Source organism: Mycobacterium sp. D16Q16 (assembly GCF_002013745.1).
GTDB lineage: Bacteria > Actinomycetota > Actinomycetes > Mycobacteriales > Mycobacteriaceae > Mycobacterium.
On record NZ_MAEY01000007.1, the window covers coordinates 37,453 to 53,456 of the forward strand.

The following is a 16,004-nucleotide window of genomic DNA, read 5'->3' on the forward strand; positions in this document are numbered from 1 at the left end:
CGCACCTCACGAAGATTTGAACCGAGGAGAAGTGACGATGACGTCAAACCTTGATGCAGCCCACGACCTGCCCGTCCAGTGGCGCGACCGCAAGCGCCACATGTGGCTGTACGGCATGATCCCGCCCACCGCGATCTTCATCGCGACGGCTCTTGTCTATGCGATGAACCAGCTCGGATGGCAGCAGTTCTCGCCATTCTTCTTCTGGATCGGTCCACTGCTGGTGTACGTGATCCTGCCGCTGCTGGATCTGCGCTTTGGCGCCGACGGCGAGAACGCACCCGACGAGGTGATGGAGGCGCTGGAGAACGACAAGTACTACCGGTACTGCACCTACATCTTCATTCCGTTCCAGTATGCGAGCTTCTTCCTGGGGGCCTACTACTTCACCGCCGCCGACCTGAGTTGGATCGGGTTCGATAACGGCATCAGCTGGATCTCCAAGCTGGGCATCGCGCTATCCATCGGTGTTCTCGGTGGAGTCGGTATCAACACCGCCCACGAAATGGGACACAAGAAAGACGAACTGGAGCGCTGGCTCTCGAAGATCACCCTGGCGCAGACGTTCTACGGCCACTTCTACATCGAGCACAACCGTGGACACCACGTGCGCGTCGCGACACCTGAGGACCCGGCCAGCTCGCGATTCGGCGAGACGTTCTGGGGCTTCTGGCCGCGCAGCGTCTGGGGGAGTCTGAAGTCCTCCTGGAACCTGGAGGCCACGCGCATGAAGCGGCTGAATCGCTTTGTGCTGCACCCGAGCAACGATGTGGTGAATGCCTGGCTGATGACGGTGGTGTTATTCGGGGTCACCATCGCGATCTTCGGCACCGCGGTCATCCCGTACCTGATCATTCAGGCCATCTACGGATTCACCTTTCTTGAGACGGTGAACTACCTGGAGCACTACGGGCTGTTGCGGCAGAAGGTCGCCGGCGGGCGGTACGAACGCTGCACCCCTAAGCACAGCTGGAACTCGGATCACCTGGTGACCAACATCTTCCTGTACCACTTGCAGCGGCACAGCGACCACCACGCCAATCCCACGCGGCGCTACCAGACCCTGCGCAGCATGGACGGTGCTCCGAACCTGCCCAGCGGGTACGCGACGATGCTGACGCTGGCGTACTTCCCGCCGCTGTGGCGCAAGATCATGGATCAGCGGGTGCTGGACCACTACAACGGCGATATCACCAAGGTGAACGTCCAGCCGAGCAAGCGCGCGAAGATTCTGGCCAAGTACGGCGTGACGGAAGAGGCGGCCTGACATGTCCCAGTACCGTTGCCCCGTATGTCAGTACGTGTACGACGAGAGCACGGGGGCCCCTCGCGAGGGATTCCCGGCCGGGACGGCGTGGTCGGGGGTTCCCGACGACTGGTGCTGCCCCGACTGCGGAGTGCGCGAGAAAGTGGATTTTGAGGAAGTAGTAGGAGCGGACTCATGAGCGAGAACGACTACAAGTTGTACGAATGCATGCAGTGCGGATTCCAGTACGACGAGGCTGTGGGCTGGCCGGAAGACGGTATCGAGGCGGGTACGCGCTGGGACGACATTCCCGAGGACTGGAGCTGCCCGGACTGTGGCGCCGCGAAGGCCGACTTCGTGATGGTGGAGATCGCGCGGCCATGACAGATGTGTTGCCTGCGAGGGGCGCATTGACGACAGCGAGCGCCCCTGTCAGGCTCCCCGGTGTGACGCCACGAGTGCCGTATGCCGAGGCCGCGCGGGCGCTGCTTCGTGAATCGGTTCTCGATGCACTCGGGGATCTGCTGCGGCATCAGGACTGGTCGGCGGTGACGATGTCCGCGGTGGCCCGTCGGGCGGGAGTCAGTCGGCAGACGCTGTACAACGAGTTCGGCTCCCGGCAGGGGCTGGCCCAGGGATACGCCCTGCGGTTGGCGCTGCGCCTGGCCGACTCCGTCAACAACGCGATATATGCCAATGTCGGCGATATCCATGGCGCGCTACATCAGGGGTTTGCCGCATTCTTCGCCGAGAGCGCCGCAGATCCCATGGTCATCGCATTACTGACGGGTGAGGCCAAGCCTGAGCTCATGCGCCTCGTGACGGTGGACAGCGCCTTGATCGTGTTGCCGGCATCGGCCCGATTGACTGAGTCGTTCGCGAACAGCTGGGTGTCGGCCAGTGAAGAGGACGCCGCGATCCTCGCGCGGTCGATTGTGCGGCTGGCGATGAGTTACGTGTCGATGCCGCCCGAATCGGATCATGATGTGGCGCTCGATATGGCGCGCCTGTTGTCTCCGTTCGTCGAGGCCAACGTACTTGCCGATAAGGCCCCCGCAAGCGGGACGGGCTCCCAGTGACCTGCGCGTCCATAAATCTCGCTACCTGATCTAACTATCTATCGCTCACACGCGCTAACCTGGTGACGGACCCGTGTGTGTCAGTTGCCTTGACATGCAAGAAATATTCACGAGACGCGATTGAGGTGGCGATGACCGAGCTGGTGGCCGACGTACGCAACGGCATTGATTACAAGGTGGCTGATCTTTCCGAGGCCGAGTTCGGCCGTAAGGAGATCCGTCTCGCCGAGCACGAGATGCCCGGCCTCATGGCGCTGCGTCGGGAGTACGCGGAAGTGTTGCCGCTCAAGGGCGCCCGCATCTCCGGCTCGCTGCACATGACCATCCAGACCGCGGTGCTCATCGAGACGCTCGTCGCGCTCGGTGCTGAGGTGCGGTGGGCGTCCTGCAATATCTTCTCCACCCAGGACCACGCGGCGGCGGCCATCGTCGTCGGGCCGCATGGCACCCCGGAGGAGCCCCAGGGCACCCCGGTCTTCGCCTGGAAGGGCGAGACGCTGGAGGAGTACTGGTGGGCCGCCGAGCAGATGCTCACCTGGCCCGGTGAGCCGGCCAACATGATCCTCGATGACGGCGGCGACGCCACCATGCTGGTGCTGCGCGGTGCGCAGTTCGAGCAGGCTGGTGTGGTGCCGCCCGCGGACGAGAACGACTCGGCCGAGTACAAGGTCTTCCTGAACCTGCTGCGTGAGCGGTTCGAGACCGACAAGGACAAGTGGACCAAGATCGCCGCATCGGTTCAGGGCGTCACCGAGGAGACCACCACCGGCGTGCTGCGCCTGTACCAGTTCGCCGCGGCCGGCGAGCTGGCGTTCCCGGCCATCAACGTCAACGACTCGGTGACCAAGAGCAAGTTCGACAACAAGTACGGCACCCGGCACTCGCTGGTCGACGGCATCAACCGTGGCACCGACGTGCTCATCGGTGGCAAGAAGGTCCTCATCTGCGGCTACGGCGATGTCGGCAAGGGCTGTGCCGAGTCCCTCGCGGGGCAGGGCGCCCGCGTCCAGGTCACCGAGATCGACCCGATCAACGCGCTGCAGGCGCTCATGGACGGGTTCGACGTGGTGACCGTCGAGGAGGCCATCGGCAATGCCGACATCGTGGTGACCGCCACCGGTAACTACGACATCATCCTGCTGGACCACATGAAGGCCATGAAGGACCAGGCGATCCTGGGCAACATCGGCCACTTCGACAACGAGATCGATATGGCGGCTTTGGAGAAGTCGGGTGCCACCCGGCTCAACATCAAGCCGCAGGTGGACCTGTGGACCTTCGGGGACTCCGGCAAGTCGATCATCGTGCTGTCCGAGGGCCGTCTGCTCAACCTGGGTAACGCCACGGGCCACCCGTCCTTCGTGATGAGCAACAGCTTCTCCAACCAGGTGATCGCGCAGATCGAGCTGTGGACCAAGAATGATGAGTACGACAACGAGGTCTACCGCCTGGCCAAGCACCTGGACGAGAAGGTGGCGCGCATCCACGTCGAGGCTCTCGGCGGCACGCTGACCAAGCTCACCAAGGATCAGGCCGAGTACATCGGTGTGGATGTGGAAGGTCCGTACAAGCCGGAGCACTACCGCTACTGATCTATCGAGAAACTCGTACAAGGCCCTCGGCACTCCGGTGCCGGGGGCCTTTGCGTAGGCTGACCAGCCGTGGGTCAGCTGATTGCGATCGAGGGTGTCGACGGCGCGGGCAAGCGCACGCTTACCGAGAAGCTGATAGCGCGCTCGAATGCCCGGGGGTTATCCGTTGCGACGCTGGACTTTCCGCGCTATGGGCGCTCGGTGCACGCCGACCTCGCCGCCGAGTCGCTCAAAGGGGGGCATGGCGATGTGGTGTCCTCCGCGTACGCGATGGGGCTGCTGTTCGCCCTGGACCGGCGCGATGCCCGTGACGAGCTCGCGGGGCTGGAGCGCACAAACGACCTGGTGATCCTGGATCGCTGGGTGGCCTCTAACGCCGCGTACGGTGCGGCGCGGCTGCATCAGGACGGCGACGGCGAGATGGCCCGCTGGGTGTATGAGCTCGAATACGGGCGATTCGGTCTGCCGCATCCCGATTGGCAAGTGTTCCTGAACATTTCCCCGGAGCTCGCCCAGCAGCGGGCGCGGAAGCGCGAGCAGCAGGACAGCGACCGCACCCGCGACACCTATGAGCGTGATTCGGATCTGCAGTCGCGGGTGTCCGCGGCATACGCCGATCTGGCGCAACGGAATTGGGGCGGCCCGTGGGTAGTCACCGACGGCGGCGATCCGGATGCGCTGGCCGAGGAACTGCTACGCCGAGTGTGAAGGCACGGCGGATATTCGGCCGAAATACCGCCATGGCTTCACACTCGACGGGTCGTCAGCGCCTACCACTCACTGGCTTCGGCTTCTTCCTCGCGGTCGACATGCCAGCGCACCGATGAGACCGCGGGTTCCATGGACAGGCGGCTTACCGCGGACTCCAGCAGCGAGTCGTTGCGTTCTTCGGCGCTCAGCTTCGCCACCACGCGCACATGCTTGCCGTCTTCCACGTCATAGGACCGCACCGATTGCAGCGCGAATTCAGGCCTGTTGACGGCCTGTACGGTGAGCGCCCGGATATGCGCCTCGGTTTCATCGGTGGTGGTGACCTCGAAGAGATATGCCGCGGGCGCGGACTCGCGGCCGATGGCCGGTTGGCGATCCAGCAGATGCCCGAGTGGCCGCAACAGGACGTTGGCCAGCACGATGGCCACGGTGCCGACGATCGCGACGTCGTACATGCCGCCGCCGGCCAGCGCGCCCACGGCGGCGGTGGCCCACATCGTGGCGGCGGTGTTCAGTCCGGTGATGGTGGCGCCCTGTTTCATGATCACTCCGGCGCCGAGGAAGCCGATGCCTGAAACGATCTGCGCCGCAACGCGAGTCGGGTCGGCACCGGGGCCATGGAAGCTGTAGCCGCCCATGATGACGAAGAGTGTCGCGCCCAGGCACACCAGCGCGTTGGTGCGCAGGCCGGCATTCTTGGCGCGCCACTGCCGTTCGATCCCGATGACACAACCCAGGCCAAATCCCAGGGCTACGCGGATGATGACATCCCAATGACTCATAAAGGGTCCTGTTCTCTCGCAGTGGCTTCGAGGTGCACACACATGTGTGGTGCAACAAGAGCGCCTTCGAGCGCAACCCGGGTCTGCGTTAGAAGGCGCTGTGGATACTCGGAGGTTGACTATCGGACATAGTCGCGTCACCTCCTAGGCGCTGGCGCAAAGCGCACATGAACCACTGCTGAACAAAGCGCCCTCATTAAACACCCGTCCACCAGTGACCGGCAAGATGTCCCCGCGCTTCGTGGATATCCACGCCACATGGGGAGCGGGACGGCAGGATTGGTGCGTGTTCTTCGACCTGAGTGTGCGAGATTTTCTGGACCGTGCCGAGCTGGTCTATCCCGACCGTGTCGGGGTAGTCGACGAGCCGGCACAACCGGCGCCCTCCTGGGGAGCGTTGAGCTACCGGCAGCTCGCCGCGCGGGCACGTGGGCAAGCCGCGGCGCTCGATGATCTCGGCGTCGGACCAGGGGAGCGCGTGGCGATCGTCTCTCAGAACAGTGCGCGACTGCTCACCTCGTTCTTTGGGGTGTCCGGGTGGGGACGGATCCTGGTGCCCATCAACTTTCGCTTGGCGCCCGCCGAGATCGAATACATCATCGAGCATTCGCGCGCCTCGGTGCTGATAGTGGACCCGGAGGTGCGCGGCCTGCTGGATACCGTGCGCGCCCCCCACAACTTCGTGTTGGGAGAGGATGACGCCGCGATATTCGGTGAAACCGGCTCGCCACATATCGCGGATCCGAGACCCTGGTCGTGCACCGAATCAGACACCGCCACTTTGAATTACACCTCAGGAACCACGAGCCGGCCCAAGGGTGTGCAACTCACTCACCGCAACATCTGGATCAACGCAGTCGTTTTCGGGTTGCATGCCACGCTGCGTGACGACGATGTTCTGCTGCACACATTGCCGATGTTCCACTGCAACGGCTGGGGTTGGCCGTACGCGGCGACCGGAATGGGTGGCCGGCACATCGTGCTGCGCAAGGTCGACGGAGACGAGATCCTGCGACGCGTGCAGGAACACGGTGTCACCGTGATGTGCGCGGCGCCAACGGTCGTCGATTCCGTTCTGGATGCCGCGGCGCGTTGGCAGGGGCCTATTCCGGGCCGGGGCCGGGTCCGGATCATCGTCGCGGGAGCGCCGCCTCCGACGCGCACGATCGCCCGGGTGCGTGCCGAGCTCGGCTGGGAGTTCATCCAGATTTATGGACTTACCGAAACCGCGCCGCTCATCACGATGAATCGGTTTCGGTCAGAATGGGCCGACCTCGACGACCGTCAGCAGGCGCGCATGCTGGGCCGCGCGGGAGCCCCGGCGATCGGTGTCCGGGTGTCGATCGCCGAGGATGGCGAGGTGCTCACTCAGTCGAACACGAATCTCGACGGTTACTGGGACCAGCCGGAAGCCACCACGGAAGCGTTGGCAGGCAATTGGTTTCACACCGGTGACCGCGGATCGATCTCCGAGGGTTACCTCAGCATCTCGGACCGCAAGAAAGACATCATCATCACTGGTGGCGAGAACGTGTCGTCCATCGAAGTGGAAGACGCGCTGATATCTCATCCGGGGGTTCGGGAGGCCGCGGTCGTTGGCGTGCCCGACGAGAAGTGGGGCGAGCTGGTGACTGCGGTGGTGGTGATCGCCGAGGCGGCCCCAGGGGCCGATCCGCCCACAGGACCGGATCTCGTCGCGCACTGCCGGGAGCATCTGGCCGGATACAAGTGCCCCAAACGTGTCGAGTTCGTCGACGCTTTACCCAGAACCGCCACCGGCAAGATCCAGAAGTTCAAGGTCCGCGCGCAGCTCGCCGGAGACTAGTTCGCAACTCGCCCCCTTGGTACCCCGGTTTTGTCACGATCTAGTGACACGATGGGATCTATGAGGCAAAGGATCCTTGTTGTCGACGATGACGCGTCATTGGCAGAGATGCTCACCATCGTGTTGCGCGGGGAGGGCTTCGAGACGGCAGTGGTGAGCGACGGTACCCAGGCGCTCACCGCCGTTCGCGAGCTGCGTCCCGATCTGGTTCTGTTGGACCTCATGCTGCCCGGGATGAATGGCATCGACGTATGCCGGGTGCTGCGTTCCGATTCCGGTGTGCCGATCGTCATGCTCACCGCCAAGACCGACACCGTCGATGTGGTGCTCGGCCTGGAGTCCGGTGCCGACGACTACATCATGAAGCCGTTCAAACCCAAGGAACTCGTCGCCCGCATCCGTGCCCGGTTGCGGCGCAACGACGACGAACCCGCCGAGCTGCTGAACATCGCGGGCATCGACATCGATGTGCCCGCGCACAAGGTGACGCGCGAGGGCGAGCAGATCTCGTTGACCCCGCTGGAGTTCGACCTGCTGGTGGCGCTGGCACGCAAACCGCGCCAGGTGTTTACTCGTGATGTGCTGCTCGAACAGGTGTGGGGTTACCGTCACCCGGCCGATACCCGGCTGGTGAACGTCCACGTGCAGCGGCTGCGGGCGAAGGTCGAGAAGGATCCCGAGAATCCGACCGTGGTGTTGACCGTTCGAGGAGTGGGATATAAGGCCGGACCCCCGTGATCTTCAGCTCGAAGCGGCGCATTCAGCGGCGATCGGCACCACTGATACGCGGACTGAAGGCACTGAGTCGAGCGGTCGGGTTCACCTGGCGCCGTTCCCTGCAGGTGCGGGTGGTGGTGTCCAATTTGGCGCTGTCCTCCCTGGTCATCCTGATCCTGGGATTTGTGCTCACGAGCCAGGTGACCGATCGGATCCTGGAATCGAAGATTCGGGTCGCGACGGAGGAGATGGAACGTGCGCGGGTCATCGTCAGCGATGATGTCGGCGGCGAGGAAACCCGTTCACTACAAAGCAGCCTGGAGCTGGCGCGTAACCAACTGCTGAACGGCAGTAAGGGCTCCGAGGGCGGCGGCGCTGGGGCATTCGACGCCGTCCTGCTGGTTCCCGGTGACGGACCCCGCGAGGCGACATCGTCGGGGCCTGCCACTCAGATCCCGGGCCCGCTGCGCGAATTCGTGAAGGCCGGCCAGGTCAGTTATCAGTACTCGACCGTGCACACCGAGAGCTTCTCGGGGAAGGCCCTCGTCATCGGTTCGCCGACCACGTCGAAGGTCACCGCGCTCGAGCTGTACCTGGTCTTCCCGTTGTCGAGCGAGGAAAGCACCATTTCGCTGGTGCGCGGAACCATGGTGACCGGTGGTCTGGTGCTGCTGGCGCTCCTGGCCGCCGCCGCGCTGTTGGTCGCCCGTCAGGTGGTGCTGCCGGTGCGGTCGGCCTCCCGCATTGCCGAGCGGTTCGCCGAAGGGCATCTGTCCGAACGCATGCCGGTACGCGGTGTCGACGACATGGCGCGGCTCGCGGTGTCGTTCAACGACATGGCCGAGAGCCTCTCACGCGAGATCACTCAGCTCGAAGAGTTTGGAAACCTGCAGCGCCGCTTCACCTCTGACGTCAGCCATGAACTGCGCACCCCATTGACCACGGTGCGGATGGCGGCCGATCTCATCTACGACAACCGCGAAGAGCTTGACCCGGCGCTGCAGCGTTCCGCCGAGCTGATGACCAATGAGCTGGACCGGTTCGAAACACTGTTGGCCGATCTGCTGGAAATCTCCCGGCACGACGCCGGTGTGGCCGAACTTGCCGTGGAGCAGGTGGACCTGCGTGACACCGTCAAAACCGTGGTGGCCTCGGTCAAACACCTCGCCGACGAGCTGGACACCGTGGTGGAGCTCGACATGCCCGACAGCGAGATCATCGCTGAGGTGGATCCCCGTCGCGTGGAACGGATTCTGCGCAACCTGGTTGCCAACGCGATCGACCACAGCGAGCACAAGCCCGTCACCATCCGGATGGCCGCCGATGTCGACAGCGTTGCCGTCACCGTGCGAGATCGCGGAGTCGGTCTGCGCCCCGGCGAGGAAAAACTGGTGTTCAACAGGTTCTGGCGTGCCGATCCGTCGCGTAAGCGGCATTCCGGGGGCACCGGACTCGGTTTGGCGATCAGCGTCGAGGACGCTCGGTTGCACCAGGGACGCCTGGAGGCGTGGGGCGAACCGGGCAACGGGGCACTGTTCCGGTTGACGGTGCCGTTGGTTCGCGGGCATAAGGTGACGACGAGCCCCCTTCCGCTGAACCCGGTGAGCCGTCCGAGTGCTGCTATGCGCAGGCCGGTTTCGCGGGGAACGCAACCGGCGGAGCGGGGAACCCAACCGGGGGAGCAGGAGACCACGCCGATGCGCACCCCGGGTACCAAGGCCGAACACGTACGGGAGTCGTCCTGATGCGCCGCAAGGTGGCCGCCGCCCTCATCGCGGTGGCACTGGGGATCACCGGCTGCGCCGGGGTGCCGTCGTCCTCTTCTCCGCGGGCCATCGGAACGGTGCAGCGACCGCTGCCGCCGGGGGTGCCGGCACCCACACCGGGGATGGAGCCCGAGACGGTGTTGCGCGAGTTCTTGAAGGCCACCGCCGAACCGTTGAACAGGCACCGGGCCGCCCGGCAGTTCCTTACCGAATCCGGCTCGCGGACATGGGATGACGCGGGCGACGCGGTGCTCATCGAGTCGCCGATATTCGCCGACCAGCGCGGCCTCGACCGGTGGACGATCAATGTGCGCGCCAACAAACTGGGCACCTTGTCCGATGTCGGGGTGTTCGAGACCGCTCAAGGGGATACCCAAGATCCCCAGTTCACGTTGGTCAAGGTCAACGGCGAGTGGCGAATCGACTCGCTACCCAATGGGGTCTTCCTGGACTGGGCGCAGTTCCAGGCCACCTATCGGCGCTACACCGTGTACTTCGCGGACCCGGCCGGGCGCACCGTGGTGCCCGATCCGCGCTATGTGGCGGTCAATGACCCCGATTCGCTGGCCACCGAGCTGGTGTACAAACTCTTATCCGGTCCGCGACCGGAACTGGCCGGGGCGGTGCGTAATCACCTGAACGGCCTGCGGTTGCGAGGCCCCGTGACACGCGCCGATGGCAGCAGGGTGGACGTGGGGCGCGGGTACGGCGGCGTGCGGGTCGAGCTGGAAGGCGATCTGACACCGGATCAGCGGACCCGCCAGTTCCTTGCCGCGCAGGTGATTTGGACGCTGTCGCGGGCCGGCATCGCCGGGCCGTACGTCCTGCAGGTCAATGGTGCTCCGCTGGATGAGCAGTTCGCACAGGGCTGGAGCACGCAGAACGTCGCATCGACCGACCCCGGTGCGTCGGAGGGCGCAGGGGTGGGCCTTTACGGACTGCTGAATGGATCGCTGGTGACCGTTGACCGTGACACGGCAACGCCGGTGCGCGGATCGTTCGGTCAAGTGGGAAGCCAGGTGTCGGCGGCGCTGTCGCGCAGCGGGCGTCAGGTTGCGTCGGTGATCCGGGTGCAGGCCGGAGAAGATCCGCTGATGTCGATGTGGGTGGGCGCGAACGGCGCGAACGGCAGCGAGGCGGTCGGCGGTAAGACGTTGACCCGCCCGACCTGGGCCCTTGACGACGCGGTGTGGGTGGTTATCGATGGTGGCCGGGTGGTCAGGGTCATCCAGGAGGCCACCACGTCCATGGTGGCGGTGTTGCCTGTCGAATCATCGGCGGTGGCACAGAAGTACAAGGGGCAGATCACCGAGCTGGCGTTGTCACGCGACGGCACGCGTGCCGCCATGATCATCGACGGCCAGGTGATCATGGCGACGGTTCTGCAAACCGACAGTGGTGATTACGCGCTGGTGCACCCGCGCCGTCTTGGTTTTGGTCTCGGAAACTCCGCGGTGTCGCTGGCCTGGCGCACCGGTGACGACATCGCGGTGGCCCGCAATGATGGGTCGCACCTGGTGGCCAACGTGAATCTCGACGGAGTGAACTCTGATCTGGACGACCGCAATCTGTTGACTCCGGTATCGACGATTGTGGCCTCGCCGGCGATCATCTACATCGCCGATGCGCGTGGCGTGCTGCAGCTGACAGGACTGGGCACACCGGAGGAGCGGTGGATCGAGGTGCGTCCACTCATGACGCCGCAGGCGATTCCCGTACTGACGGGCTAGTTCTCGGCGATCATCTCCGTGGTGAGCAGCGCCTCGGGAATTCCGAAAGCGTCCACCAGGGTGCGCAAATGGGGGCGCAGCTCCTCGCACAGTTGGTTGACCCCGCGTCTGATGGCCTTCGCCCGTTCGGTCGAAACATGCCGGTGCATGAGGAACCAGGACAGGTCGGTCTCGAGCACGCTGTAGACAAACAGGTCGCATAGCTTTTCCAGCAGCTCTTGTGCCGATTTGCTGTCGCAGCTGTCGATGGCCTCGATGAAGGACTCCAGCACCACCCGCTCGGTGTGCGCGGAGCCGACCTTGAGGATGTGGTCCTGCGCGGAGTTGAAGACCTCGAACGGATCCTCGTCATCGGATTGTGCGCGCTGCATCCGGGTGGCCGCAGTGCGCAGCAGGTGGTCCTCGCGGTTGCGCAGCAGCCGCAGCTGGGTGCCGCGGTTGCTCAGCTCGGATTCCTCGACGTCCTCGTCGGAGGAGTCCAGGATGGTCTGGATGACCTGCCGTGCCGCGGAGCGCTCCAGGATCACGTCGCGGGCCATGCTTGCGATAAACCGGGTCCAGCCCACGGCGTTGAGGCCGCGTACGTCCTCGCCGTAGGCCGACAGGAGTTCCTTAGCCACCAGCTGGGTGAGCACGGTGTTATCACCCTCGAAGGTGGTGAACACGTCGATATCGCGCCGCAGAATGGTGAGCTGGTTGGCGTCGAGGTACCCGGCGCCGCCGCAAGCCTCCCGGCACACGGTGATGGTGTTCTGGGCGTGCCAGCTGGTCATCGCCTTCAAACCCGCTGCGGCGCTTTCTAGCTGGCGCTGTCGGTCGCCATCCACCTCATCTGCGGTCTGTACTTCATGCAGCTCTTCGGTGAGTTCGTTCTGTGCGAACGCGAGTGCGTACGACCGCGCGATCAACGGCAGGAGCTTGCGCTGATGCACCAGGTAGTCGGCGATGATCACCTCGTCGTCGCTATCCGGAGTGTCGAATTGCTTGCGTACCAGGGCATAGCGCGATGCGATGGTCAGTGCCTTGCGGGCCGCCGCGCCCGAGGTGGCGGCGACGCTGACCCGCCCGCGGATGAGGGTGCCCAGCATGGTGAAGAACCGCTTGTTCTCGTTCTCGATGGGCGAGCTGTACGAGCCATCGGCGGCGACGTCCGCATATTTGTTGAGCAGGTTGGCGCGCGGCACCCGCACGTTGTCGAACACGATGCGCCCGTTGTCGACCCCGGCGAGGCCGCCCTTGTATCCGCAGTCGCTGGTGGTGACGCCGGGCAGGTCGTTGCCGTCCGCGCTCCGGATCGGGACCACAAAGCAATGCACTCCGCGGCCGGTTGCCTCCTCGCCGGGCCCGCCGGTGACGAGCTGCGCGAAAACCGCTGCCACGGTGGCATGCTCGGCCGCGCCGCCGATGTAGTCCTTGCGCGCCAGCGAGCCCTCGGAGTTGAGGGTGAAGTCGCCGGTCTGGCGGTCGTAGGTGGCAACGGTCTGCAAGGCCTGGACATTGGAGCCGTGGCCTGTCTCGGTCATACCGAAACAGCCGAGCACATCGAGGTTGATCAGCGGGACCACGTACTGCTTGTGATGGCTTGCGGTGCCCAGATTTTCGATCGCGCCACCGAACAGGCCCCACTGCACACCGGCCTTGACCATGAGCGACAGGTCGGCGTAGCCGAGCATTTCGATGCCGACGATCGCGGCCCCGACGTCGCCGGTGCCGCCGTGCTCCGTGCGGAATCCCGCCTGCGGTAAGCCGTGTGGAACCAGCTCGCGCATGATCTGCAGTGATCGCGCGCGCGCCTCATTGAGCGTCAGCGACGGGTCGGGTAGCAGGTCGGCGCGGTTCAGGTATTCGCGGGCGGCGTCGCGTATCGGACCAAATCGGCCGTCGAGTGCGACGCGCAGGTTTGAGGTGAGGATGTCGGCATCGGCGGGTGCTGTCCGGGTCTCCATGAATCCGAGCCTAGTCAGATCGAGTCGGCGGCAGCGGTGTTCTGCGGCACGCCGTGCGCGTATACCGACCAGTGGTCTAACATACCGACCAGTGGTCTATTCACGCCGTTCGGAAGGAGTTCGCGTCATGACAACCGCGCCCACTACGGGGGTTCCGGCCCAGCGCACGCGCGCGTTTGCGCGGGTGATCGGTCCATTCGTCGCCATAGTCACCACCGTCATCGCGATTCGCGCGGGTGGGCCCGGCTTCCTCAGTGACAGCTTCTTCAGGGACCCCATGTGGGCGTGGCTCTTCGGCGCGCTGCTGCTCTTCTGTGGGCTGATGATCATCGCCTTTCACCAGTACTGGAAGGGCCTCGCGCCGGTGATCATCTCGCTGTTCGGCTGGTTTCTGGCACTTCGGGGATTTGTGCTACTGGCATTTCCTCAGCTGATGCAAAGTGGCGTTGAGGCGTCGGTGCCCGCGGTCGGAGCGGTCCGTGCCTTCTTCGCGGTTCTGGCGCTCATCGGCGTGTATCTGACATACGTGGGCTGGATCAGGAAGCCCTGACCCATGCCGCGTGTGGTGAAACATCCGGAGGTACGCCGGACCGAATTGCTGGATCTGGCGATGGCCCTGTTTCTCGAGCGCGGCTACGACACGGTGAGTCTCAACGATCTCGTCGCCACCTCCGGGATTTCGAAAGGTGCCTTTTACCACTACTTTTCCTCAAAGGAGGCCCTGGTGGCCGCGCTGTCGGAGCGCAGCGCGGATCAGGCCTTCGCGGCGTTGAGGCCTGTCTTCGCCGAGCAGGGGGTGGGTGCGCTGGAGCGGCTGAACGCTGGCCTGCGCGCCAGCTACGAGGTGAAGATGGCTCTCGGCGCGCCGGAGAGCATCGCGGCGATGAGGTCGATGTTGCGGCCGGAGAATCAGTCACTGCTGCGCAGGATCTCGGCGATCTGGGAGGACAAGTTTCGGCCGGTGCTCACCGAGGTGATCACGTGCGGGGTTGCCGAGGGAGTGTTCGAGACGTTCGATCCCGAGGGCGTCGGTGACATGATCCAGGGCTTCGCGGCCAACATGGGTGCCACCGTGCACCGGATCATCGCCGCGCCTGATGCGCATGCGCGCGCCGAGGCGATCGACGCCGCGGTCCAGCGTCAGCGGCTCTATGGCGTCGCCACCGACCGGATTCTCGGGCTGCCCGACGGGACGGTCGCGGTGCTGGATCGGAGTCAGATCGAGACGCTGGTCGCGGCGCTGCCTCGCAGTTACTAACTCGGGCGCAGCGGCATGCCCGCATGGATGGCGAATGCGAGGCCCGCGCCGACGGCGAGGCCAACGACAAGGGCGATCGGCACGCGCCAAGCCGCGTGCGCGCGTGCCGCGCTTACCGCGGTGAGGGTCGCGATCACCACTGCGGCGAGGCCGGTGACCGCGGCGCCGTACGACGTAAAGAGAACGTCCCCGTAATGGCTCCGGAGCCTGAGCAGTGACGCCAGACCGATGGCGTCCAGAACGTTCTCCGCCACGTACGCCTGCCATACCGGCACGAGACCGGCCAGCGCGGCAGCCGAGGCGGCCAGCGCGCACGCCACCAGACGTGAACGCACGCAACCGAAACGGCCGCGAGTCCACATGACTGCTATGACCAGGATGAGAATGCCCGCGACGGCGCTCGCGACCCCTGGTTGTCCGGCCTCGCTGGACAGTGATGCAAACGAGGGATCGCCGGTCATCCGGCCGATGCCGGTGACGGTGATCGGTTCCGAAGTTCCGATATCCGCGGAGATGCCCCACCACGGTAAGAAACTGAAACCAACGACGAGAAGTGCCAGCGGTCCCGTCATCAATCCCAAGGCTCGTGACGGGATGCTTTCGATATCGGCGGGGTCTGTCGACATGAGGAGTTGATACCACCACGGCGCAGGTGTGGAACGTGGAAATTGCGTGAAGGTGAGATGTCGGACCCTGCGCGCACAGTCATCGCATGCTCGATCTGATGCTGCCGCTGGCCTGCGGCGGTTGCGGGGCGCCCTCCACCCGCTGGTGTGAAGCCTGTGCGGGCGCGTTCACCGCGGAGCCCGTGGTGGTGACGACGCGGGTCGATCCGGGTGTGCCCGTCCTGTCCCTCGGGCGGTACGCGGGTGCTCGGCGCCGGGCGATCGTGACGATGAAGGATCGCGGTCGCCGCGACCTGACGGTTCCGTTGGGAGCGGTGCTGGCACGGGGAGTGGGGGAGCTTCTGCGCTGGCATCTCGTCGAGCGGCCGGTGACATTGGTTCCGGCACCCACTCGGTGGATTGCGGCGCGTGGACGCGGCGGGGATCCGGTGACAGCGGTAGCGACGGTCGCCACCCGGATTCCGGGCGTGCACGTTGCGTCCCTGCTGCGCATGAAGGTGGGTGCGCGAGATTCGGTGGGGCTGTCCAGTTCGGCCCGTCAGCACAATGTCGCCGGACGTGTCGCGCTGCGCCGGGCCCCGCGGCCGGTCACCGAATTGGTGCTGGTCGACGATGTCGTGACCACCGGGGCCACCGTTGCCGAATCAGTCAGAGTGTTGAAATCCGCAGGATTTCGGGTCGCTGCCGTGCTCACGCTGACGTACGCCTAAAGATCGTATGACGATC

At 64.8% G+C, this 16,004-nt stretch carries 16 protein-coding genes; 13 read left to right on the top strand and 3 right to left on the bottom strand.

Features of this window, described 5'->3' with window-relative positions:
* Positions 1-37: 37 nt before the first annotated feature.
* The 6 genes from B4394_RS09595 (at position 38) to B4394_RS09620 (ending at position 4,625) form a co-directional block, all read left to right on the top strand.
* Positions 38-1,267: an alkane 1-monooxygenase gene (locus tag B4394_RS09595; protein ID WP_078314869.1), complete on the top strand. Its 1,230-nt coding sequence runs from the start codon at positions 38-40 to the stop codon at positions 1,265-1,267.
* Between the two features lies 1 nt (position 1,268).
* On the top strand, positions 1,269-1,445 hold the full coding sequence (locus B4394_RS09600; protein WP_078308710.1) for a rubredoxin: 177 nt from the start codon (positions 1,269-1,271) through the stop codon (positions 1,443-1,445).
* Positions 1,442-1,630 carry a rubredoxin gene (locus B4394_RS09605; RefSeq protein WP_078292346.1) on the top strand — a complete coding sequence of 63 codons (189 nt, stop codon included), beginning with the start codon at positions 1,442-1,444 and terminating at the stop codon, positions 1,628-1,630. The genes B4394_RS09600 and B4394_RS09605 overlap by 4 nt, the downstream gene beginning before the upstream one ends.
* Positions 1,631-1,704: 74 nt before the next feature.
* On the top strand, positions 1,705-2,325 hold the full coding sequence (locus tag B4394_RS09610) for a TetR/AcrR family transcriptional regulator (protein WP_078314870.1): 621 nt from the start codon (positions 1,705-1,707) through the stop codon (positions 2,323-2,325).
* A 131-nt stretch (positions 2,326-2,456) separates the two neighbouring features.
* Positions 2,457-3,917 carry an adenosylhomocysteinase gene (gene ahcY, locus B4394_RS09615; protein WP_078308712.1) on the top strand — a complete coding sequence of 487 codons (1,461 nt, stop codon included), beginning with the start codon at positions 2,457-2,459 and terminating at the stop codon, positions 3,915-3,917.
* A gap of 69 nt (positions 3,918-3,986) precedes the next feature.
* Positions 3,987-4,625, top strand: a complete 639-nt coding sequence (locus tag B4394_RS09620; protein ID WP_078314871.1) for a dTMP kinase — start codon at positions 3,987-3,989, stop codon at positions 4,623-4,625.
* A 62-nt stretch (positions 4,626-4,687) separates the two neighbouring features.
* Here B4394_RS09620 and B4394_RS09625 read toward each other — a convergent pair whose 3' ends face one another.
* Complete coding sequence (locus tag B4394_RS09625; protein WP_078308714.1) at positions 4,688-5,410, bottom strand: MgtC/SapB family protein; 723 nt, start codon at positions 5,408-5,410, stop codon at positions 4,688-4,690.
* A 286-nt stretch (positions 5,411-5,696) separates the two neighbouring features.
* Here B4394_RS09625 and B4394_RS09630 point away from each other — a divergent pair, with 286 nt between their 5' ends.
* The 4 genes from B4394_RS09630 to lpqB are packed head-to-tail and all read left to right on the top strand — an operon-like array spanning position 5,697 to position 11,448.
* Positions 5,697-7,235, top strand: a complete 1,539-nt coding sequence (locus B4394_RS09630; protein ID WP_078314914.1) for an AMP-binding protein — start codon at positions 5,697-5,699, stop codon at positions 7,233-7,235.
* A gap of 51 nt (positions 7,236-7,286) precedes the next feature.
* Complete coding sequence (gene mtrA / locus B4394_RS09635; protein WP_014850711.1) at positions 7,287-7,973, top strand: two-component system response regulator MtrA; 687 nt, start codon at positions 7,287-7,289, stop codon at positions 7,971-7,973.
* Entirely contained in the window at positions 7,970-9,697 is a 1,728-nt protein-coding gene (gene mtrB / locus B4394_RS09640) for an MtrAB system histidine kinase MtrB (RefSeq protein WP_078308715.1), read from the top strand. Before mtrA ends, mtrB begins: the two co-directional genes overlap by 4 nt.
* Positions 9,694-11,448, top strand: a complete 1,755-nt coding sequence (lpqB, locus tag B4394_RS09645) for an MtrAB system accessory lipoprotein LpqB (protein ID WP_139360079.1) — start codon at positions 9,694-9,696, stop codon at positions 11,446-11,448. Before mtrB ends, lpqB begins: the two co-directional genes overlap by 4 nt.
* Here the strand turns inward: lpqB and B4394_RS09650 are convergent.
* Entirely contained in the window at positions 11,445-13,394 is a 1,950-nt protein-coding gene (locus B4394_RS09650; RefSeq protein ID WP_078314872.1) for an acyl-CoA dehydrogenase family protein, read from the bottom strand. The two genes, lpqB and B4394_RS09650, sit on opposite strands and share 4 nt — an antisense overlap.
* A 127-nt stretch (positions 13,395-13,521) precedes the next feature.
* Between B4394_RS09650 and B4394_RS09655 the strand changes: the two genes are divergently transcribed.
* Both B4394_RS09655 and B4394_RS09660 read left to right on the top strand, forming a co-directional pair.
* A complete protein-coding gene (locus B4394_RS09655) occupies positions 13,522-13,944 on the top strand; it encodes a hypothetical protein (RefSeq protein ID WP_078308718.1) in 423 nt (140 codons plus the stop codon).
* 3 nt (positions 13,945-13,947) lie between these two features.
* A complete protein-coding gene (locus B4394_RS09660; protein ID WP_078314873.1) occupies positions 13,948-14,652 on the top strand; it encodes a TetR/AcrR family transcriptional regulator in 705 nt (234 codons plus the stop codon).
* Here B4394_RS09660 and B4394_RS09665 read toward each other — a convergent pair.
* Positions 14,649-15,278 carry a hypothetical protein gene (locus tag B4394_RS09665; RefSeq protein ID WP_078314874.1) on the bottom strand — a complete coding sequence of 210 codons (630 nt, stop codon included), beginning with the start codon at positions 15,276-15,278 and terminating at the stop codon, positions 14,649-14,651. The two genes, B4394_RS09660 and B4394_RS09665, sit on opposite strands and share 4 nt — an antisense overlap.
* A gap of 86 nt (positions 15,279-15,364) precedes the next feature.
* On the opposite strand from B4394_RS09665, the gene B4394_RS09670 reads away from it, so the two are divergent.
* Positions 15,365-15,988 carry a ComF family protein gene (locus B4394_RS09670; protein ID WP_078308721.1) on the top strand — a complete coding sequence of 208 codons (624 nt, stop codon included), beginning with the start codon at positions 15,365-15,367 and terminating at the stop codon, positions 15,986-15,988.
* Positions 15,989-16,004 lie beyond the last annotated feature (16 nt).

Bases quoted from the DNA above. Each gene is read 5' to 3' on its own strand.
- B4394_RS09605 (WP_078292346.1), top strand. From the start codon at position 1,442: ATGAGCGAGAACGACTACAAGTTGTACGAATGCATGCAGTGCGGATTC.
- B4394_RS09600 (WP_078308710.1), top strand. From the start codon at position 1,269: ATGTCCCAGTACCGTTGCCCCGTATGTCAGTACGTGTACGACGAGAGC.
- B4394_RS09625 (WP_078308714.1), bottom strand. From the start codon at position 5,410: ATGAGTCATTGGGATGTCATCATCCGCGTAGCCCTGGGATTTGGCCTG.
- B4394_RS09670 (WP_078308721.1), top strand. From the start codon at position 15,365: ATGCTCGATCTGATGCTGCCGCTGGCCTGCGGCGGTTGCGGGGCGCCC.
- B4394_RS09650 (WP_078314872.1), bottom strand. From the start codon at position 13,394: ATGGAGACCCGGACAGCACCCGCCGATGCCGACATCCTCACCTCAAAC.
- B4394_RS09660 (WP_078314873.1), top strand. From the start codon at position 13,948: ATGCCGCGTGTGGTGAAACATCCGGAGGTACGCCGGACCGAATTGCTG.
- B4394_RS09595 (WP_078314869.1), top strand. From the start codon at position 38: ATGACGTCAAACCTTGATGCAGCCCACGACCTGCCCGTCCAGTGGCGC.
- ahcY (WP_078308712.1), top strand. From the start codon at position 2,457: ATGACCGAGCTGGTGGCCGACGTACGCAACGGCATTGATTACAAGGTG.
- mtrA (WP_014850711.1), top strand. From the start codon at position 7,287: ATGGGATCTATGAGGCAAAGGATCCTTGTTGTCGACGATGACGCGTCA.
- B4394_RS09665 (WP_078314874.1), bottom strand. From the start codon at position 15,278: ATGTCGACAGACCCCGCCGATATCGAAAGCATCCCGTCACGAGCCTTG.
- B4394_RS09655 (WP_078308718.1), top strand. From the start codon at position 13,522: ATGACAACCGCGCCCACTACGGGGGTTCCGGCCCAGCGCACGCGCGCG.